The 20,209-nt window shown below is 71.4% G+C and carries 18 protein-coding genes; 5 read left to right on the forward strand and 13 right to left on the reverse strand.

Annotated features, from left to right (window positions below; translation table 11 throughout):
• Positions 1-269: 269 nt before the first annotated feature.
• Positions 270-2,105 (forward strand): asparagine synthase (glutamine-hydrolyzing), encoded by a 1,836-nt coding sequence (gene asnB, locus D0D15_RS04185; RefSeq protein ID WP_094007343.1) that lies wholly within the window; start codon positions 270-272, stop codon positions 2,103-2,105.
• A gap of 309 nt (positions 2,106-2,414) precedes the next feature.
• Positions 2,415-2,936, forward strand: coding sequence for a YflT domain-containing protein (locus tag D0D15_RS04190; protein WP_094007344.1), 522 nt, complete (start codon positions 2,415-2,417; stop codon positions 2,934-2,936).
• Between the two features lie 44 nt (positions 2,937-2,980).
• Here the strand turns inward: D0D15_RS04190 and D0D15_RS04195 are convergent, their stop codons facing one another.
• The 10 genes from D0D15_RS04195 to rsmD form a co-directional block, all read right to left on the reverse strand.
• The gene (locus tag D0D15_RS04195; protein WP_094007345.1) at positions 2,981-3,463 is read right to left on the reverse strand and encodes a hypothetical protein; all 483 of its coding nucleotides are present in this window, start codon (positions 3,461-3,463) and stop codon (positions 2,981-2,983) included.
• A gap of 63 nt (positions 3,464-3,526) precedes the next feature.
• Complete coding sequence (idi, locus tag D0D15_RS04200; RefSeq protein WP_094007346.1) at positions 3,527-4,069, reverse strand: isopentenyl-diphosphate Delta-isomerase; 543 nt, start codon at positions 4,067-4,069, stop codon at positions 3,527-3,529.
• Positions 4,070-4,086: 17 nt separating this feature from the next.
• Positions 4,087-4,950, reverse strand: a complete 864-nt coding sequence (gene mutM / locus D0D15_RS04205) for a bifunctional DNA-formamidopyrimidine glycosylase/DNA-(apurinic or apyrimidinic site) lyase (protein ID WP_094007347.1) — start codon at positions 4,948-4,950, stop codon at positions 4,087-4,089.
• 146 nt (positions 4,951-5,096) lie between these two features.
• A complete protein-coding gene (rnc, locus tag D0D15_RS04210) occupies positions 5,097-5,837 on the reverse strand; it encodes a ribonuclease III (protein ID WP_094007348.1) in 741 nt (246 codons plus the stop codon).
• A 14-nt stretch (positions 5,838-5,851) separates the two neighbouring features.
• Positions 5,852-6,034 (reverse strand): 50S ribosomal protein L32, encoded by a 183-nt coding sequence (gene rpmF, locus D0D15_RS04215; RefSeq protein WP_017987516.1) that lies wholly within the window; start codon positions 6,032-6,034, stop codon positions 5,852-5,854.
• A 75-nt stretch (positions 6,035-6,109) separates the two neighbouring features.
• A complete protein-coding gene (locus tag D0D15_RS04220) occupies positions 6,110-6,697 on the reverse strand; it encodes a YceD family protein (RefSeq protein ID WP_094007349.1) in 588 nt (195 codons plus the stop codon).
• Positions 6,698-6,752: 55 nt separating this feature from the next.
• Positions 6,753-7,475: an SPFH domain-containing protein gene (locus D0D15_RS04225; RefSeq protein ID WP_094007350.1), complete on the reverse strand. Its 723-nt coding sequence runs from the start codon at positions 7,473-7,475 to the stop codon at positions 6,753-6,755.
• 214 nt (positions 7,476-7,689) lie between these two features.
• Positions 7,690-8,112 carry a guanyl-specific ribonuclease gene (locus D0D15_RS04235; protein WP_094007352.1) on the reverse strand — a complete coding sequence of 141 codons (423 nt, stop codon included), beginning with the start codon at positions 8,110-8,112 and terminating at the stop codon, positions 7,690-7,692.
• An 83-nt stretch (positions 8,113-8,195) separates the two neighbouring features.
• Positions 8,196-8,678 (reverse strand): pantetheine-phosphate adenylyltransferase, encoded by a 483-nt coding sequence (gene coaD / locus D0D15_RS04240; protein ID WP_094007353.1) that lies wholly within the window; start codon positions 8,676-8,678, stop codon positions 8,196-8,198.
• Between the two features lie 20 nt (positions 8,679-8,698).
• Positions 8,699-9,274, reverse strand: a complete 576-nt coding sequence (gene rsmD / locus D0D15_RS04245; protein ID WP_198958318.1) for a 16S rRNA (guanine(966)-N(2))-methyltransferase RsmD — start codon at positions 9,272-9,274, stop codon at positions 8,699-8,701.
• Between the two features lie 118 nt (positions 9,275-9,392).
• On the opposite strand from rsmD, the gene D0D15_RS04250 reads away from it, so the two are divergent.
• From D0D15_RS04250 to D0D15_RS04265, 3 genes are all read left to right on the forward strand, one after another.
• Complete coding sequence (locus tag D0D15_RS04250; protein ID WP_115944252.1) at positions 9,393-11,522, forward strand: HelD family protein; 2,130 nt, start codon at positions 9,393-9,395, stop codon at positions 11,520-11,522.
• A 112-nt stretch (positions 11,523-11,634) separates the two neighbouring features.
• A complete protein-coding gene (locus D0D15_RS04255; RefSeq protein ID WP_094007355.1) occupies positions 11,635-12,570 on the forward strand; it encodes a glutamate ABC transporter substrate-binding protein in 936 nt (311 codons plus the stop codon).
• A gap of 485 nt (positions 12,571-13,055) precedes the next feature.
• Positions 13,056-14,045 carry an LLM class flavin-dependent oxidoreductase gene (locus tag D0D15_RS04265; RefSeq protein WP_094007356.1) on the forward strand — a complete coding sequence of 330 codons (990 nt, stop codon included), beginning with the start codon at positions 13,056-13,058 and terminating at the stop codon, positions 14,043-14,045.
• Between the two features lie 429 nt (positions 14,046-14,474).
• Here D0D15_RS04265 and D0D15_RS04270 read toward each other — a convergent pair whose 3' ends face one another.
• The 3 genes from D0D15_RS04270 to D0D15_RS04280 form a co-directional block, all read right to left on the reverse strand.
• Positions 14,475-15,758, reverse strand: a complete 1,284-nt coding sequence (locus D0D15_RS04270) for a class I SAM-dependent methyltransferase (protein ID WP_094007384.1) — start codon at positions 15,756-15,758, stop codon at positions 14,475-14,477.
• Between the two features lie 39 nt (positions 15,759-15,797).
• Complete coding sequence (locus D0D15_RS04275) at positions 15,798-16,601, reverse strand: arginase family protein (protein WP_094007357.1); 804 nt, start codon at positions 16,599-16,601, stop codon at positions 15,798-15,800.
• A gap of 205 nt (positions 16,602-16,806) precedes the next feature.
• Positions 16,807-20,181: a pyruvate carboxylase gene (locus D0D15_RS04280; protein ID WP_094007358.1), complete on the reverse strand. Its 3,375-nt coding sequence runs from the start codon at positions 20,179-20,181 to the stop codon at positions 16,807-16,809.
• Positions 20,182-20,209 lie beyond the last annotated feature (28 nt).

Below are 20,209 nucleotides of genomic sequence, written 5' to 3' on the forward strand. Positions count from 1 at the left end.
ACTTCACACCTTCCAGCACGGGTCACCCGATCGGTGACCGCTCCGGTGACAGCCTGCGCTCGGGATGTCCCGTTCCCCGCGCGGTCTGACGGCGCCTTGACGCGGCATCGGACGGCGTTTACGTGTTCTTGAGGTGCGTGTGCGACCGGCCACACTCCGTGAAATCCATCCGGTCACAGCGGTCAGATCGGGCAGACAGTTACCGGTGAGTTGTGTTACCACGGTGTTACGCATAGTTGTACTTGCTAAGCATCGGGAGGGTAGTACGCATGTGCGGCATCACCGGCTGGGTCTCCTTCGAGACCGACCTCACCCAGCGGCGCGAAGTGCTCGACGCCATGACCGGGACCATGGCCTGCCGTGGTCCCGACGACTCCGGGACCTGGATCGCCCGGCACGCCGCCCTCGGCCACCGGCGGCTGGCGATCATCGACCTGCCCGGCGGGCGGCAGCCGATGTCGGTGACCACGCCGTCCGGCGAGGTCGCCATGGTCTACAGCGGTGAGGCCTACAACTTCACCGAGCTGCGCCGCGAACTGGCGGGCAAGGGCCACGCCTTCCGCACCGACAGCGACACCGAGGTCGTGCTGCGCGGCTACCTGGAGTGGGGCGAGTCCGTCGCCGACCACCTCAACGGCATGTACGCCTTCGCGATCTGGGACGCGCGTGACGAGAAGCTCGTCATGATCCGCGACCGGATGGGCATCAAGCCGTTCTACTACTACCCGACGCGGGACGGCGTGCTGTTCGGCTCCGAGCCGAAGGCGATCCTGGCCAACCCCGCGGCCGAGCGGATCGTGGACGCGGACGGGCTGCGGGAGCTGTTCTCCTTCACCAAGCAGCCGGGCTGGTCGCTGTGGCACGGCATGTCCGAAGTGGAGCCGGGCACGATCGTCCGGGTGGACCGGGACGGCGTGCACACCCGCACCTACTGGAAGCTGGAGGCGCGCGAGCACACCGACGACCAGGAGACGACCGTCGCGCGGGTGCGCGAGCTGATGACCGACATCGTGCACCGGCAGCTGGTCGCCGACGTGCCGCGCTGCGTGCTGCTGTCGGGCGGCCTGGACTCCAGCGCGATCACCGGTCTGGCGGCCGCGCGGCTGCGGGAAGAGGGCGAGCAGCTGCGCACGTTCTCGGTGGACTTCGTGGGCCAGGAGGAGAACTTCAAGCCCGACGAGATGCGCGACACCCCGGACTCGCCGTTCATCCGGGACGTGGCGAAGCTGGTCGGGTCGGCGCACCAGGACGTCGTGCTCGACCCGGCCGCGCTGACCGACCCGGCGGTGCGGCGGGCGGTGCTGACCGCGCGGGACATCCCGGCCGGCATGGGCGACATGGACACCTCGCTGTACCTGCTGTTCAAGGCGATCCGCGCGGAGTCGACGGTGGCGCTGTCCGGCGAGTCGGCCGACGAGGTGTTCGGGGGGTACCGGTGGTTCCACGACGAGACCGCCCGCAACGCCGACACCTTCCCGTGGCTGGCGTTCCGCACCGGCGTCCAGGACGGCGGCAACCTGCTGCGCGGCGACGTGTCCCGGACGCTGGACCTGGACGGCTACATCGCGGACCAGTACCGCACCGCGCTGGCGCGGGTCGAGCACCTGGACGGGGTGTCCGCGGAGGAGCGCCGGATGCGCGAGGTGTGCCACCTGCACCTGACCCGGATGGTGCGGGCGCTGCTGGACCGCAAGGACCGCGCGTCGATGGCGGTCGGGTTGGAGGTGCGGGTGCCGTTCTGCGACCACCGGCTCGTCGAGTACGTCTACAACACGCCGTGGTCGCTGAAGACGTTCGACGGCCGGGAGAAGAGCCTGCTGCGGCACGCGACCAAGCACGTGCTGCCGCGGTCCGTTGTGGACCGGGTGAAGAGCCCGTACCCGTCCACGCAGGACCCCGGGTACGCCGCGGCGTTGCAGCAGCAGGCGAAGGAGGTGCTCGCCTCACCCGGCGACCCGGTGTTCGAGCTGGCCTCCCGCGAATGGGTCACCGAGGCGGTGGGCCAGGACCCGGCCGCGATGGACTCGCTGACGCGCCACGGTCTGGACCGGCTGCTGGACCTGCACCACTGGTTCGACATCTACCGGCCGGAGCTGCGAGTCTGATCGGTGCTTCGAAGCACCGCATGAGCAGCTTGCACCGCCGCGGGTTTCGAGTCGGATCTGCCGCGCGGAGCGCGTCCGTTGAGGGCGGTGGCGGGCGACGGGCGGGCGGCCTCTCGCGAGGACAGCGCCGACGTGGTTGATGGCACTGTCGCGCGAAGCGCGTCCACCAGGGGCGGTGGCGGGCTGGCGGGAGGGGCCGCTACCCGCACCGCCCCGCAGGCCGCCACCTGAAAAATGCCTGTGAGGTTCGGACATCGGGCACAAGTGGGTATGCGTGAGCGTTGGACTGGTCAGGAGAGGTGAGGAAAGATGACCCAAGCATTCACGCAGACCGCGTTCACCAACGCCCGGACGAACCCGCAGCTCCCGACCCTGCCCACCGGCTGGCCGATCGGGTCCTACGAGTCCTACGAAGAGGCCCAGCGGGCGGTCGACCACCTCGCCGACAACGACTTCCCCGTGGCGGACGTCACGATCGTCGGAGTCGAGCCGATGCTGGTCGAGCGCGTCGCCGGCAAGCTCAGCTGGGGGCGGGTACTCGGTGGCGCGGCCATGTCGGGTGCCTGGTTCGGTGTCTTCGTCGGCCTGTTGCTGACGATGTTCACCCCGGGCGCCGGGTTGCTGCCGATCCTGTTCGGTCTCGTCGCCGGTGTCGCGTTCAGCATGGTGTTCGCGGCCATCAGCTACGGCGCCACCCGCGGCCGCCGGGACTTCGTGTCGCAGACGCAGCTGGTCGCACGCCGCTACGACGTGCTGAGCCAGCCCCGCAACGCCGAGAAGGGCCGCGAGCTGCTGGCGAACCTCACCGCGCGGGCGCACGTGTTCAACTGAGTCACCTGAGGAAGAGCCCCGAGCCGGTCCGGCTCGGGGCTTTCTCAGTTGCGGGAGTCCGACAGGACGTACCCGCACACGGTTTCCCTCCTCAGCTGCGCCCAGTCGGTCCGGAAGCCGCTCGTGGCCGGCTGCGCCGCGGCGGGACAGGCGAACAGGTCGAGCAGGCACCAGCCGTCGTCCTCGGTGAGCTGGCCGACGACGAAGCTGGACGTCCTGTCGGCCACGAACACGGCGACGGCGAAGTCTTCGGCGTTCTGGCGCACCTCGTAGACGGAGATGTCGCCGATGGTGAACGCCGAAACCCGTCCCTGGCCGGGCAGGTCGACCTCGTCGACGGGCGGCAGGCCGGCGCAGGTCAGGTCCCGGTAGGCGGCGCGGTCCTCGCCGGTGAGCGCCGTGGCGATGTCGTCCGCGGCGTCCCCGGGATCGTCGTCGAACACGAACACCAGGAGCAGCACGACCACCGCGATCGACGCGACCGCAGCACCGCCCAGCGTCCACCACCGCGCCCGTCCGATCCGCACCTCCCGAGGTAACCGCGGACGGGCGGTGGCCGTCAAAGGCGGTGTCCTGATGCGGTCACACGGCTACCGCCGCGCCCCCGCGGAAAGGGCTTCCGCCAGGCGCGGAACCTGCAGCTGCGACCACGGGCTGAACACGAACGGCGTGCGGCTCATGCTCTCCACGAGGTCGGTCCACGCCGACCACCGCCACTCGCACACCTCGTCCGGCTCGGGCAGCGGGTCGGCCGCGGCCTCGGCGACCCACACCGGGCAGAACTCGTTCTCCACCACGCCACCGGCGTCGGTCGCGGTGTAGCGGAAGTCCGGCAGCACCTTCCGCAGGCCGGTGACCTCCAGGCCCAGCTCCTGCTTCGCGCGCCGTCCGATGGCCTCCGCCATGTCCTCGCCCGGGCCGGGGTGGCCGCAGAACGAGTTGGTCCACACGCCCGGCCACGTCTTCTTGCCGATCGCACGCCGGGTCAGCAGCACGCGACCGGCGCGGTCGAAGACGTAGCACGAGAACGCCAGGTGCAGCGGGGTGTGCGCGTCGTGCACCGTGCGCTTGGGCGCGGTGCCGATGGGGTCGAAGCGCTCGTCGAGCAGCACCACGAGTTCTTCCTGGGCCACGTGCCCTGCCTTCCGTGTCAGTGGGAGCGGCGCGGCCGGGGCTGGCAGCGCGGGCAGAAGTAGGACGACCGGTTCATGAACGGCTCGCGGCGGATGGCCGTGCCGCAGCGGCGGCAGGGGCGGTCACCCTGGCCGTAGACGTTCAGCGAGCGGTCGAAGTAGCCGGACTGGCCGTTGACGTTGACGTACAAGGCGTCGAAGGACGTGCCCCCGGCCTGGAGGGCCTCGTTCATCACCTCGGTGGCCGCTTCGAGCACGGCCGCGCCCTGGGCGCGGGTGAGCTTCTCGGTGGGGCGGGCCCAGTGCAGGCGGGCGCGCCACAGCGACTCGTCGGCGTAGATGTTGCCGACGCCGGACACCAGGGTCTGGTCGAGCAGGGCGCGTTTGATCTCGGTGCGGCGCGAGCGCAGCGCCTTGACCGCCTGGGCCGGGTCGAACGCCGGGTCCATCGGATCGCGGGCGATGTGCGCGATCGGGGCCGGCAGCAGCGTGCCGTCCGAGGTGACCAGATCGGCGAGCGCGAGTCCGCCGAACGTGCGCTGGTCGACGAACCGCAACTCGGGCCCGCCGTCGTCGAAGCGGATGCGGACGCGCAGGTGCTTCTCGTCGGGGGCGCCCTCGGGCTGGACGAGCATCTGGCCGCTCATGCCCAGGTGCGCGAGGATCGCCTCCTTGTCGGACAGCTCCAGCCACAGGTACTTGCCGCGGCGCCGCGCCGCCTCGACGCGCGCCCCCGCCAGGCGGCCGGTGAAGTCGTCCGGGCCCAGCTCGTGACGGCGGATCGCCCGCGGGTGCAGCACTTCGACGCGCGCGATCGCGCGGCCCGCCACGTGGGCCTGCAGCCCGCGGCGCACCACTTCTACTTCGGGAAGCTCCGGCACTCCACCACCCTAACCACGACCACCGACAATTCCCGGCGTCCGACCGGGTCACATCACGACGACCGACAGTGACGCCCGGATCCACCGGAACGACGAAAACCGGGCCGCCGCGGCGAGGCGGCGACCCGGCTTCCGGGACAGCGGAACTACTCCGAGCCCTCCGGCTTCAGCTCCTCGGAAAGAGCCCGCCAGGCGGTCTCGGCGGCCTTCTGCTCGGCTTCCTTCTTCGTGGTGCCCGAGCCGTTGCCCAGATCGCGACCGGCGACCAGCACCGTCGCACTGAACTCCTTGCGGTGGTCCGGACCGGTGTCCTCCACCTTGTACTCGGGCACACCCAGCCCGGCCGAGGCGGTCAGCTCCTGCAGGCTCGTCTTCCAGTCCAGCCCGGCCCCGCGCAGCGGCGCCTCCGCCAGCAGCGCGTCGAACAGCCGGTGCACCAGATCGCGCGCCGCGTCGATGCCGTGCGCCAGGTACGCCGCACCGATCACGGCTTCGAGCCCGTCGGCGAGGATGCTCGCCTTGTCACGGCCCCCGGTCAGCTCCTCGCCCTTGCCCAGCAGCAGGTGCGCGCCGAGCCCGCCGGGGCCCAGCCCGCGCGCCACCCCGGCCAGGGCGTGCATGTTGACCACGCTGGCCCGCAGCTTCGCGAGCTGCCCCTCCGGCAGCTCGGGGTGCGTGCGGTACAGGTGGTCGGTGACGACCAGACCGAGCACGGCGTCACCGAGGAACTCGAGCCGCTCGTTGGGCGGCAGCCCACCGTTCTCGTACGCGTACGAGCGGTGGGTGAGCGCCAACGTGAGCAGCTCGGCGTCGAGTTCGACGCCGAGCGCTTCGAGCAACGGTTTCGGGTCGGCGGCCGGCCCTCCCGATCTCGACCTGCCCCCCATCCTGGTCAGCGACCTCAGGCGGGCTCGACGACCTGACGACCGTCGTACTGGCCGCAGGTCGGGCAGGCCACGTGCTGCGGCTTCGGCTGCCGGCAGGCCCGGTTCTGGCAGGGCACCAGCTGCACGGGCGTCGCCTTCCACTGCGCACGACGGTGGCGCGTGTTGGAGCGCGACATCTTCCGCTTCGGGACGGCCACGACTGAATCTCCTCATCCACGGTTCGCTCACGCGGGCGCGAGCGTGCTTACTCAATGCTTACGAGCTGATGCCCGTCAGGCTTGCCGGCCGGGCCCGCCCGGGGACGAGTCGTCGAAACGCTCGACCAGCGCGGCCCACCGAGGGTCTATCGTCTCATGCCCGTGTCCGGGCTCGAGATCGGCCCACTTCCCGCCGCATTCGGGGCACAGCCCGGGGCAGTCCTCGCGGCACAGCGGGACCTGCGGCAGGGCCAGCACGACGGCGTCGCGGACCAGCGGTTCGAGGTCGATCCGGTCGTCGACCAGGCGCATGACCTCGTCCTCGTCGGTCGTCTCGTCCGTGGTCGAGTCCGGGTAGGCGAACAGCTCGGTCAGGTCGACCTCGACCTCGTCGGAGATCGGGTCGAGGCAGCGCGAGCAGGCGCCCGTCGTCGGCGCGACGGCGGAACCGCTGACCAGCACGCCCTCGACCACCGACTCGAGCAGCAGGTCGAGCTCGACCTCGGTGCCCTTGGGCACCACGATCACGTCGGGCACGCCCCACTCGACGCCGGTGGGCGCCGTGCGCTGGACGGTGCGGCTCAGGCCGGCGCGGCGGCCGAGCTCGCGCGTGTCGACGACCCACGGGTTGCGGGCGTCGGAAGAGTCATTGTGCTGAGACATCGGTCCGTTGAGTAGAGGGCGGAAGGCAACCTCACCACTCTACGCCCTCACCCGTTCAGGGCTGGAAGTCGTACAGGGGCGTGGGCCGCTGGCCGAGGGTCGACGGCGCGCGCAGGTGGTTGCGGCCGGAGTCGACCGTGCGCAGCGTGGTGGACAGCAGCTCGGAGAACTCGGCGAGCTTGCCGTCGACGTAGGCGTCGCAGTCGGCGCGCTGGCGGTCGGCCTCGGCGTGGGCCTCGTCCACGATCCGCGCGGATTCGGCGTGCGCGGCCTGCACGACCTCGGTCTGGGACACCAGCCGGGACTGCTCGTGGCGGCCGTCCTCGACGGCCCGCTCGTAGGCGTCGCGGCCGGCCTGCATCATGCGCTCGGCCTCGGCGCGGGCCCGCTCGGTCAGGTTGTGGTACTCGGCCTGGCCCGCGGCGATCATCCGCTCCGCCTCGGCGCGGGCGTCGGCCATGACCTGCTCGGCGCGCGCCTGCGCGTCGGCGATCATGCGCTCCGCCTCCGCGGCGGCCTCGGAGGTGACCCGCTCGGCCTCGGCGTTGGCGTCGTTGACCGTGGTCTCGGCCTGGTCGCGCGCCTTGGTGATCAGCTCGTCGCGCTGGTCGAGCACGTCCTGCGCGTCGTCGACCTCGCGGGGCAGCGCGTCACGCACGTCGTCGAGCAGTTCGAGGACGTCCCCGCGGGGGACCACGCAGCTGGATGTCATCGGCACCCCGCGTGCCTCTTCCACGATCGTGACGAGTTCGTCCAGCGCCTCGAACACCCGGTACACAGCGACTCCCTAGGTGGCCTTTCCCCATCCGGCTTGACCACCAGTCTGCCCGGTTCTCCGGGGAAAGGGGGGAACGCTGCGTTACCGGGCGTGTCAGCAACGCGAAGCGTTTCCGTTGAGGGTGGTGGTGGGCGACGGGCGGGCGTGTCAGTGACGCGAAGCGTCTCCGTTGAGGGTGGTGGTGGGCGACGGGCGGGCGTGTCAAGGAGTTCCGTCAGGAATTCACGTCCACCAGGTCGAAGCTCGCGTAGTGGTCGCCGGTGTAGAAGTACTCCCCCGCCGAGCCGGTGACGATCCGCCGCGCGCCGCGGTCGTCGCTGCCGGGGGTCTCCACGGTGTACTCGTGGTAGTAGCCGCTCGCGCAGTTCGGCAGCAGCCCTTCCCGGTTCTGGAAGACCGTCCCGTCCTGCTCGTACGGGTACGGGCCGCCCTGCTGGATCAGCTCGTAGGTGTCGGTGGCCTCCGCGGGCAGGTCGCTCAGCGCGACCACCGTGAAGCCGGAGGTGTCGCCGCACTCGGCCTGGGCGAGGGACGCCGGCGCGGCCGAGGCGGGCGCGACCAGGCCGAGGCCCGTGAACAACGTGAGGACGAACGCGAGCAGCACACCGGCCACCCGGGACATCGTGGTGTTGGTCATTTTCGGACCGTAGCCCGATCGCGTTACCCGCAGGAGGCCGTCAGGTGAACGCGCCCGAAGTCCCGACGAAAGTCGTCGCCCGATCAGGCGCGCTCGGCGAGCTTCGCGGTCAGCCGTTCGAAGACCACGCCCGGCACCAGGTTCTTCACGTCGCCGCCGTAGGTGGCGACCTCCTTGACCAGCGAGCTGGACACGAAGCCGTAGGCGGGGTTGTTGGACATCAGCAGCGTCTCCACACCGGAGAGCTCGCGGTTCATCTGCGCCATCTGCAGCTCGTAGTCGAAGTCGCTGACCGAGCGCAGGCCCTTGGCGATCGCCGCGATGCCGTTCTGCTTGCAGTACTCCACGAGCAGCCCGTGCCAGGAGTCCACCCGCACGTTGGGCAGGTGCGCGGTGATCTCCCGCAGCATCTCCAGGCGCTCCTCGATGGAGAACATGCCCTTCTTGGACTTGTTGATCATGACCGCGACCACGACCTCGTCGAACAGCTTCGCCGCCCGCTCGATGATGTCGAGGTGGCCGTTGGTCACCGGGTCGTAGGAGCCAGGACACACCGCACGCCGCATGCCGCGGACGCTATCAAGCTCTACCCGTCGTGGCGCGGTGAAGTGACGTACTCCGCCCAGTACAACGCCGTGTCGCCGTACCGCGACGTGCGCACCGGTTCGAACCCGGCCGGCCAGGCGGGTTCGCCGTCGCGCAGCGCGCGTTCCACGATCACCAGCCCGTGCCCGGCGATCCAGCCGCCGGCGGCCAGGGCGGTCAGCACCGCGCCGATCCGGTCCGCCCCGAGCGAGTACGGCGGATCGGCCAGCACGAGGTCGAACGGCTCGTCGGCGGGCTGCGCCAGCACCGTCTCCACCGGGCCGGAGCGCACCGATCCGCCCAGCCCGAGCGCGCTCACGTTGGCCTTGAGCACCTGCACGGCCCGCCGGTCGGACTCGACGAACACCGCGTCCGCCGCGCCACGCGAGAGCGCCTCCAGGCCCAGCGCGCCGGAACCGGCGTAGAGGTCCAGCACCCGCGCGTCGGTCAGCTCGCCCGCCGCCTCCAACGCGTTGAACAACGCCTCCCGCACGCGCTCGGAGGTCGGCCGGGTGCCCTGCGCGGGCACCTTGAGCCGCCGCCCGCTCGCCGCCCCGGCCACGATCCTCGTCGTCACACCCCCATCATCGCGCTGTGTTCTACGCGGTGTTTTGCCCAGGACCCGGTGAACAGCGCGCGGGGCACGCGTAGAGTCAATCTTCCTGTTGCCGGCGAGTGAGCTGTAGGAGCGCTGCGTGTCGGAACCTCGGGTCAGACGGGCCGAGATCGCCATCGAACAACACCACGTGGACCGCGTCTACACCCGGCTCGCCGAACTCCGGGCGCAGGCGGAGGCGATGCGTGCCAAGGGCTACGAGATCGGCCACGGCGCCCAGCGCGAAGCCGTTTTCGAGCAGGCCTCGATGCTGTTCGAGCGCGACATGATGGTCCACCACGCGACCCAGACGCTGCAGACCCTGGACGCCGAGTACGAGGGCCTGGTCTTCGGCCGCCTCGACCACACCAGCCGGGAGACGATCTACGTCGGGCGCCTCGGCATCCGCGACGCCGAGTTCGACAACCTGGTCACCGACTGGCGCGCCCCCGCGGCCGCCGCGTTCTACCAGGCCACCGCCGAGGAACCGATGGACGTGGTGCGCCGCCGCGTCATCCGCTGCTCCGGCCAGACCGTGCTCGACGTGGACGACGACGTGCTGATCCCGGACGCGGTCGGCGACGACATGCAGGTGGTCGGCGAGGGCGCGCTGATGGCCGCGCTGGGCCGGTCGCGTGGCGACAAGATGCGCGACATCGTCGCCACCATCCAGAAGGAACAGGACGAGGTCATCCGGGCGCCGTGGCGCGGTGTCACCGAAATCACCGGCGGCCCGGGCACCGGCAAGACCGCCGTCGCGCTGCACCGCGCGGCCTACCTGCTCTACCGCTACCGCCGCCAGCTCGGCGGGGCCGGCGGCCTGGTGGTCGGCCCGTCCGGGGTGTTCACCAACTACATCTCCCGCGTGCTGCCGTCGATGGGTGAGACGAACGTCGAGCTGCGGGCGCTGGGCGCGGTGCTCGACGGCATCGAGACCGACCGGCAGGACCCGGCGCCGCTGGCCGCGATCAAGGGGTCGCTGCGGATGCGCAAGGTGCTGCTCAAGGCGTTGCGCGACACCCCGCCGGACGTGCCCGGCGAGATGCGGATCGTCTACAAGGGCGAGGTCCTCAAGCTCACCCGCAAGGAACTGGAGAAGGTCCGCCGCAAGGTGCACGGCCACGGCGGGCCGCCGAACCGCTCGCGGGTGCGCGCGGCCGAGGCGCTGCTGGAGGCGCTGGCCGACCGCGCCGAGGAGAACGGCCGCGCCGACGGCCGGACGATCGAGCGCGCCGAGCTGATCCACGACCTGGGCGAGCGGATCGACTTCCACCGCTTCCTGGTGGTGTGGTGGCCGGTGCTGTACCCCGGCGAGATCCTGCGCTGGCTGGGTGATCCGAAGCGGCTGACCAAGGCCGCGCGGGGTGTGCTGACCCCGGACGAGGTCGACCTGCTGGCCGCGTCGTTCGCCGACCGCGAGCGCGAATGGACGGTCGCCGACGTGGCGCTGCTGGACGAGCTGCGCGTGCTGGTCGGGCCGCCGCCCAAGCGCCGCCGCCGCGCGCAGCAGGTCGAGCTGGACGCGGCGCCGCCGGAGCGCGGGTCGGTCGGCAAACCGCACCGGCCGGAGCACTACGACGAGTACTCGCACATCGTGGTCGACGAGTCGCAGGACCTCTCGCCGATGCAGTGGCGGATGGTCGGGCGGCGGGGCAAGTACGCCAGCTGGACGGTGGTCGGCGACCCGGTGCAGAGCTCGTGGCCGGATCCGGCGGAGGCGGCGCAGGCCCGGACGCAGGTGTTCGGCGCGCGCACCCCGATCCGCCGGTACACGCTGCGCACCAACTACCGGAACTCGGCGGAGATCTTCGACCTGGCCGCGCGGGTGGTCGCCGGGCACGCCGCCGAGGGTGAGCTGCCGCACGCGGTGCGGACCACCGGGATCGAGCCGGACGTGCGGCTGGTCGAGCCCGGCAGCGTGGAGAGCGCGGTGCAGGCCGCGGCGAAGGAGCTGCTGGACGCGGTCGAGGGCACGGTCGGTGTGGTGTGCGCCATGGACCGGGTCGCCGAGGTCGGCACGTGGGTGCGGGGCCAGGCGGACGAGCGGCTCAAGGTCGTCGGCAGCCTGGACGCCAAGGGCCTGGAGTACGACGCCGTCGTGCTGGTCGAGCCGACCGAGCTGATCACCGAGTCGCTCACCGGGCGCCGCGTGCTCTACGTCGCACTGACCCGCGCGACCCAGCAACTGACCGTCGTGGCCTCCGACGACGAGTGGCTGCCTGCGGAATAAATCACGAAAAAAGCGACGTCTTCGTCAGCCTCCATCATTTCCCGGGCAATTACCATGCACGGCGAGACCGATCGTCTCTTCGTGATGTCCGGGACTGTGGATGGAGCACCTCATGGCAGGTTGGGTGCGTGCTGCGCGCCGTACGGCGGCCTCGATCGGCCTCGCCGCGGCGCTGCTCACGACGGGCGTCGCCTGTACCGGCGACGAGACCGCGAGCACTGGTGGTGAAGTTTCCACTGGTCAGGGAGTTATCGGTGAGGCTCCGGTGGCCAGTGAGGCGGAGCTGGCGGCCAGCCCGACCGCCCAGGCGATCCGGGCCCGCGGCACGCTGATCGTCGGCGGCGACGAGAACCTGCCCCTGCTGTCGCAGCGGAATCCGATCACCGGGAGCACCGACGGATTCGACGCGACACTCGGAAAAATGCTGGCGAAATACATCATCGGCCGGCCGAACGTCAACATCGTGACGACCACACCGGAAACGCGCGAAGCGATGTTGAAAACGGGCACCGTGGACGCGGTGATCCGGATCTACACGATCACGGCGGAACGGGCGCAGCGGGTCGCGTTCGCCGGGCCGTACCTGCTGTCCGGGCAGGCGATCGCCACGCTCAAGGGCACCACCGGCATCGACGACCCCGCCGACCTCAACGGCAAGACCGTCCTGGCGGTGGCCGGGACGACCAGCGTGGCGGCGATCCAGCAGCGCGCGCCCGGCGCGAAGATCACCACGTTCGGCACGGCCGAGGAGTGCGTGCAGGCGCTGGAGCAGGGCAAGGGCGACGCGTACGTGCACGATCTGACCGTGCTGGCGGGCGAGGCGCAACTGGACTCGAAGCTGCAGATCAGCGGGCAGCCGTTCACCAGCGAGCCGTACGGCATCGGCCTCAAGCTCGACGACGACACGTTCAAGCGGTTCGTCAACGACTGGCTGCGCAAGATCGAGGCCGCCGGGCTGTGGCAGCGCGCCTGGCAGGAGACGCTGGGCACGGTGGTGACTGGCGCACCCCCGTCCCCACCAGCGATCGGCTCAGTCCCCGGCTCATAGCCACGCGAGTCCCACGCTCCGCCCCGCGAGTCCCACGCTCCGGCGCGCGAGTTCCGCGTTCCGGCGCGCGAGTTCTGCGCTCCGGCGCGCGAGTTCCGCACTCGGGTGGCCGGGTGCCGTGCGGCTCCTAGTAGTCGCCCACCGTCAGGAGTTGTGGACGGGCGCGGTCTTGGCGGTGAGGCGAAGCAGGGCGGGGCTCGTAGGCGCGGAAGGCGCACTCGTGCTACCGCCAGCCCACGACTGCCCCCAGGTCCAGTTCCCCGGCGTGCCTGGGGACGAACTCCGCCGGGCGGCCGTGGACGGCTCCTGCCCCGCCCTGAACCTGCCGCACTGACCTCTCGCCCGCGCGAGTCCCGCGCTCGGCCCGCGCGTCCTGTGTTCCGGCGCGGGAGTTCCACATTCGGAGCCGCGAGTCCCACGCTCCCGCAGGCGAGTTCTGCGTTCGCGCGGGAAGACGTGCGGGCGGGTGCGCGTTGGACGTTGCCGTGAAGCCGCTATCCGACGTCGCGCTGTCCGTGCTGGACCTGTCCCCCATTCCGAGCGGCGCGGACGCGCGCACCGCGCTCCGCAACACCGTCGAGCTGGCCCGGCAGACCGAGCGGCTCGGCTACCGGCGGTTCTGGGTCGCCGAGCACCACAACATGCCGGGCATCGCGAGTTCGGCCACGGCGGTCCTGATGAGCCACGTCGCGGCGGCGACCGAAAGCATCCGCGTCGGCTCCGGCGGCATCATGCTGCCCAACCACGCGCCGCTGGTGGTGGCCGAGCAGTTCGGGATGCTGGAGGCGTTCCACCCCGGCCGCATCGACCTCGGCATCGGCCGGGCACCGGGCACCGACCAGCGCACGGCGATCGCGTTGCGTGGTTCGGCGCAGGCGCTGGGCGCGGACGACTTCCCGCAGCAGCTGTCCGAGCTGATGGACTACTTCGACGGCAAGGGCGCGGTGCGGGCGGTGCCGAGGTACAAGCCGCCGGTGTGGCTGCTCGGGTCGAGCGGGTTCAGCGCGCGGCTGGCCGGGTCGCTCGGGCTGCCGTTCGCGTTCGCGCACCACTTCAGCGCCCGCAACACGATCCCGGCGGTGGAGCTGTACCGCGAGTCGTTCCAGCCGTCGGAGGCGCTGTCCGAGCCCTACGTGATGCTCGGCGCGGCGGTGATCTGCGCGGAGACCGACGACCGGGCGCGGTGGCTGGCCGGGCCGAGCGGCCTGCAGTTCCTCCAGCTGCGGCGCGGCAACCCGATCCCGCTGCCGACGCCCGAGGAGGCCGCCGGGTACCCGTACTCGGAGATCGACCGGCACTTCGTGGACGAACGCCTGGGCACGACGATCCACGGCTCACCGTCGACGGTCCGCAAGGGCCTGGAGACGCTGGTCAGCGACACCGGCGCCGATGAGATCATGATCACGACGATGGTCCACGGCGAGGCCGACCGGCTGCGCTCCTACGAGCTGGTGGCCGACCTCACCCACGCCTGAGCCCAAGCCCGGCACGGCAGGTCGGGCGGCCTCCGCCAACCCGCTAGCGTCCGGCCTCGCCCGTGATGGCCAACGGCCCGCCGCGTTGAGCCCGGACCCGCGCGGCGGGCCGGGCGGCCTCCGTTAACCCGCCCGCCGCACCGCAGCCTCCGGCCGCGCCCGCGGCTAGGACCGCCAAGCGCTCCGCACCGGCGGCATCCCGCCGCCGGCCACACGAGAACCAGCCCGCGCCACCCCACACTGAGCCCGCCGACCGCACCGGCGGCATCCTGCTGCCGGCCCACGCGAGAACCGGCCGGGCGCACGCGCAGAACCCGCGCGCGCCGCAGCCTTCGGCTCCAGGCGCAGCTCCGCAGCGACCCTGAATTCCCAAGCCACCCGCGCTGCGCCGGGCAGGCCGCAACCGCCCGCCCGGCCTCGCCGCTCGGTTCAGGACAGCCAGGCGCTCCGCACCGGCGGCATCCCGCTGCCGCCGCGGGCCGTCGGCTTCACCGCCAGGATCTGGTTCACCCCGATGGCCCCGCTTTCGAAGCTCAGCGCGCACGCGGCCATGTACAGCCGCCACACCCGCGCCCGTCCCGCGCCGCCCAGGCGGACCGCCTCGGCCCAGTTCGCCTCCAGGTTCGCCACCCACGCGCGCAGCGTGCGCCCGTAGTGCTCGCGCAGCGCCTCCACGTCCCGCACCTCGAAGCCGGCCTCCTCGATCGCCGCGGCCATCACGCTCACCGGCTCCAGCTCGCCGTCCGGGAAGACGTACCGGTCGATGAACGACGTCTTCTGGTTCCGCGGCGGCACCGACGGGTGCCGCGAGATGGCGTGGTTGAGCAACCGCCCCTCCGGCCGCAGCAGGTCGAACAGCGACTTCGCGTACACCGGCAGCATCGACGCGCCCACGTGCTCGGCCATCCCGATGCTGGAGATCGCGTCGAACGGCCCGTCGGACACCTCGCGGTAGTCCTGCACCCGGATCTCCACCAGGTCCGACAGCCCCTCCTCGGCGACCCGCTTGCGCGCGAAGTCCGCCTGCGCCTGCGACAGCGTGACGCCGACCGCGTGCGCGCCGTACTCCTTGGCGGCGTGGATGACGAAGGTGCCCCAGCCGCAGCCGACGTCGAGCACCCGCATCCCCTCGCGCAACCCGAGCTTGCGCGCCACCAGGTCGACCTTCGCGGTCTGCGCCTCCTCCAGCGTGGTCTCCGGCTTCGGCCACACCGCGCACGAGTACGTCATCGACGGCCCGAGCACGAGCGCGTAGAAGTCGTTGCCCACGTCGTAGTGGTGCGAGATGGCGGCCGCGTCACGGCGCCGGGAGTGCATGCGCCCGGCGAGCTTGATCTCCTCCGGCGGCGGTTTCGGCGGGAACCCCACGATGCCCAGCTTCAGCGCCGCCTTGGCCAGGTCGCGCCGCACCGCCCAGGTGAGGTCCACGTCGAAGTCGACGTCGTAGACCAGATCGTGCAGCCGCTCCAGGGCTTCCACGAACGGCCCCTCGACGTCGAGCTCGCCGGCGACGTGCGCCCGCGTCACGCCCAGCTCGTTCGGCGCCCACAGCAGGCGCCGCAACGCGCGGCGGTGTTTGAGGTGCAGCACCGGCGCGTCCGGCGGCCCGGTTTCACTGCCGTCCCAGCAACGAATCCGGATCGGGACGTTCTGACCGAGCGCCGTGTGCAGGAGTTCCCCTACGGCGCCGGCGACTCCACCTGCGCTACCCACGAACTTCATTCAAGCACGCGCGCGGCGAAATCGCTTGTATCAGCGAAGTAATTCACCAATGGTGTGCAGCACAGGTGCCAGAATCACCAGATCATCCCGTTTGCCGGAAACGCATTCGGTGATGCCCGCGCCCACGACCTCGAACTCCGCGAGCGCACGCAGCCCGTCGACGAGCTGCGACACGGTCATCCCATCGGGTTCCGGGTAGTCCATTCCGGCGAACGCGGAGGGGTCCAGGACATCGAGATCGACGTGCACGTACAGCCGTTCGATACCGGCATCCCGGACTTCGGCGACAATCCGTGACGGTTCCCCCGAAACCAGCCGGACCCGGCCCGCCTCGATTTCGTCCCGTTCCGCCGGATCCAGCGCCCGCGCCCCGACGAGCACCGCACGGCCCGGCTCGACCGCGGGCGCGGCCGCGAACGCCGGATCGCCGTCGCCGAGCAGCGACCGCAGCACCATCCCGTGGAAGGCGCCGGACGGCGAGCCGGCCGGGGTGTTGAGGTCGCCGTGCGCGTCGAACCACGCCACGCCGAAGCGTTCGCCGTGCCGGGCCCGGGCGGCGGCGACGGGCACCAGGTCGGCGGCGCAGTCACCGCCGATGGTGAGCACCGGTCCGTCGGCGAGGGCCTCGGCGTGCCGCTTCCGGTTGTCCAGCAACGCTTCCCGGTTCGCGATCCCGTCCACGACCGGCGTTTCGCCCGCCTCCAGACGCACCTCGCGCACCGGCGCCCCGAGAACCTCCGCCGCCAACGCGGAAAGGGCCCGGCACCCCGCGGGCAGATCGCCCGCCCGGGGTGTCCGGGCCCCTTGCCACTGCGGTACCGCTTGGATCAGCACGCACCGACCCTAACGACGGCACGGGGGCCGCCGCACGCGGATTTCCCCGCCCGCCGAACTCGCGCTCACGAGCGCAGAACTCGCGAGCACGAGTGTGGGACTCGCGGGCGTGAGCGTGGGACTCGCGGGCTGTCGGCTTCCGCGCGAGTCCTGCGTTCCGGTGCGCGAGTCCTGCGTTCCCGTGCGCGAGTTCTGCGTTCGGGTGTTACTCCAGCACGATCAGCAGGTCACCGCCCTCGACCTGCTGGACCGAGTTGATCGCCAGGCGCACCACCTTGCCCGATTCGGACGCGGTGATCGCCGCCTCCATCTTCATCGCCTCGATGGTCGCGACCGTGGCGCCCGCGGCGACCTCGTCGCCCTCGGCCACCGACAGCGTGACCACACCGGCGAACGGCGCGGCGACGTGCTTCGGGTTGGACTTGTCGGCCTTCTCCGCCGCCGGCAGGTCCGAGGCCACCGACCGGTCGCGCACCTGGATCGGCCGCAGCTGCCCGTTCAGCGTCGCCATCACCGTCCGCATGCCGCGCTCGTCGGCCTCACCGACGGCCTCCAGCTCGAACAGCAGCCGCACGCCCGGCTCCAGGTCGACCGCGTACTCCTCGCCCGGGCGCAGACCGTAGAAGAAGTCCTTGCTGGACAGCACGCTGGTGTCGCCGTAGGCGCGGCGGTGCTCCTCGAACTCCTTGGTCGGCCCGGGGAACAGCAGCCGGTTGAGCGTCGCGCGGCGGTCCTTCGCCAGGCCCTCGCGGTCCTCGGCGGACAGCTCGGTCTCCGGCTTCGGTTCGGCGCGGCCCTCGAGCGCCTTGGTGCGGAACGGCTCCGGCCAGCCGCCGGGCGGGTCGCCCAGCTCGCCGCGCAGGAAGCCGATCACCGAGTCCGGGATGTCGTAGCGGTTCGGCTCGGCCTCGAACTTCTCCGGCTCGACCCCCGCGCCCACCAGGTGCAGCGCCAGGTCGCCGACCACCTTGGACGACGGCGTGACCTTGACCAGGTGGCCCAGGATGCGGTCGGCCGCCGCGTACATCGCCTCGATCTCCTCGAAGCGGTCGCCCAGCCCGAGCGCCTTGGCCTGCGTGCGCAGGTTGGACAGCTGACCGCCGGGGATCTCGTGGTCGTACACGCGGCCGGTCGGCGAGGCCAGGCCCGCCTCGAACGGCGCGTAGATCTTGCGCACGATCTCCCAGTACGGCTCCAGGTCGCCGACCGCCCGCAAGCTCAGCCCGGACGGCCGCGGCGAGTGGTCGGTGGCCGCGACGATCGCCGACAGCGACGGCTGCGAGGTGGTGCCCGCCATCGACGCGACGGCGCCGTCCACCGCGTCCGCCCCGGCGCCGATCGCCGCCAGGTAGGTGCCCAGCTGGCCACCCGCGGTGTCGTGGGTGTGGATGTGCACCGGGAGGTCGAACTCCTTGCGCAGCGCGGAGACCAGCTTCTCCGCGGCCGGCGCGCGCAGCAGGCCGGCCATGTCCTTGATCGCCAGGACGTGCGCCCCGGCGCCGACGATCTGCTCGGCCAGCTTGAGGTAGTAGTCCAGCGTGTAGAGCTTCTCGCCGGGGTCGGACAGGTCCGAGGTGTAGCAGAGCGCGACCTCGGCGACGGCCTTCCCGGTCTCCCGCACGGCCTCGATGGCCGGGCGCATCTGCTCGACGTCGTTGAGGGCGTCGAAGATGCGGAAGATGTCGATGCCGGTGTTGGTGGCCTCCTCGACGAAGGCGTTGGTCACCTCGGTCGGGTACGGCGTGTAGCCGACCGTGTTCCGGCCGCGCAGCAGCATCTGCAGGCAGATGTTCGGCACCGCCTCGCGCAGCTTCGCCAGCCGCTCCCACGGGTCCTCGGCGAGGAACCGCAGCGCGACGTCGTAGGTCGCGCCGCCCCAGCACTCCAGGGACAGCAGCTGCGGCAGCGTGTGCGCCACGACCGGCGCGACGGCCAGCAGGTCCTTGGTGCGCACGCGGGTCGCCAGCAGCGACTGGTGCGCGTCGCGGAAGGTCGTGTCCGTGACGCCCAGCGTGGGCGACTCGCGCAGCCACCGCGCGAAGCCCTCCGGACCCAGCTCGGTCAGCTTTTGCTTCGACCCCGCCTGCGGCTCGGCCGAGGGCAGCGACGGCAGCTTCGTGGCCGGGTCGATCAGGCGCGGCCGCTCGCCGTGCGGCTTGTTGACCGTGACGTCGGCGAGGTAGGTCAGCAGCCGGGTGCCGCGGTCGGCGGAGTGCCGCGCGGTCAGCAGGTGCGGCCGCTCCTCGATGAACGAGGTGGTGACGCGCCCGGCGGCGAAGTCCGGGTCGTCGAGCACGGCCTGCAGGAACGGGATGTTCGTGGACACGCCGCGGATGCGGAACTCGGCCAGCGCGCGGCGGGCGCGGCCCACCGCGGTCTTGAAGTCCCGGCCGCGGCAGGTGAGCTTCACCAGCATCGAGTCGAAGTGCGCGCTGATCTCGGTGCCGGCGAACGCGGTGCCGCCGTCGAGGCGGATGCCCGAACCGCCGGGCGAGCGGTAGGCGCTGATCATGCCCGTGTCCGGGCGGAACCCGTTGGCCGGGTCCTCGGTGGTGATGCGGCACTGCATCGCGGCGCCGCGCAGGTAGACCTTCTCCTGCGACAGGCCGAGGTCGGCGAGCGTCTCGCCGGAGGCGATGCGCAGCTGCGACTGCACCAGGTCGACGTCGGTGACCTCCTCGGTCACCGTGTGCTCGACCTGGATGCGCGGGTTCATCTCGATGAAGACGTGGTTGCCGTCCCGGTCGAGCAGGAACTCGACGGTGCCCGCGTTGCGGTAGCCGATCTTGCGGGCGAACGCGACGGCGTCGTTGCAGATGCGGTCGCGCAGCTCAGGGGCAAGGTTGGGCGCGGGCGCCAGCTCGATGACCTTCTGGTGCCGCCGCTGGACCGAGCAGTCGCGCTCGAAGAGGTGGATGACGTTGCCGGCGCCGTCGGCGAGGATCTGGACCTCGATGTGCCGCGGGTCGACGACGGCCTTTTCCAGGAACACGGTCGGGTCGCCGAAGGCCGACTCGGCCTCGCGCATCGCGGCCTCGATCGACTCGCGCAGGTGCGCGGGATCGTTGACGCGGCGCATGCCGCGGCCGCCACCACCGGCGACGGCCTTGACGAAGACGGGGAACCCGATCTCCTCGGCCGCGGCGGTCAGCTCGTCGACGTTCGTGGACGGCTGCGACGAGCCGAGCACCGGCACCCCGGCCTCACGGGCGGCCGCGACGGCGCGCGCCTTGTTACCGGTCAGTTCCAGGATTTCCGCGCTCGGGCCGACGAAGGTGATGCCGGCTTCCTTGCACGCGCGCGCGAGATCGGGGTTCTCGGACAGGAATCCGTAGCCGGGGTACACCGCGTCCGCACCGGCTTTCCGCGCGGCGCCGACGATCTCTTCCACGTCGAGGTAGGCGCGGACCGGGTGTCCCGGTTCGCCGATCTCGTAGGCCTCGTCGGCCTTCAGACGGTGCAGCGAGTTGCGGTCCTCGTGGGGGAACACCGCCACTGTGCCCGCGCCCAGCTCGTAGCCCGCGCGGAACGCCCGGATGGCGATTTCCCCGCGGTTGGCGACCAGCACCTTGCGAAACATGCCCGGTCCTTCCCTGTTCACGGATCGG

The organism is Amycolatopsis thermalba, from assembly GCF_003385215.1.
Lineage (GTDB): Bacteria > Actinomycetota > Actinomycetes > Mycobacteriales > Pseudonocardiaceae > Amycolatopsis_E > Amycolatopsis_E thermalba.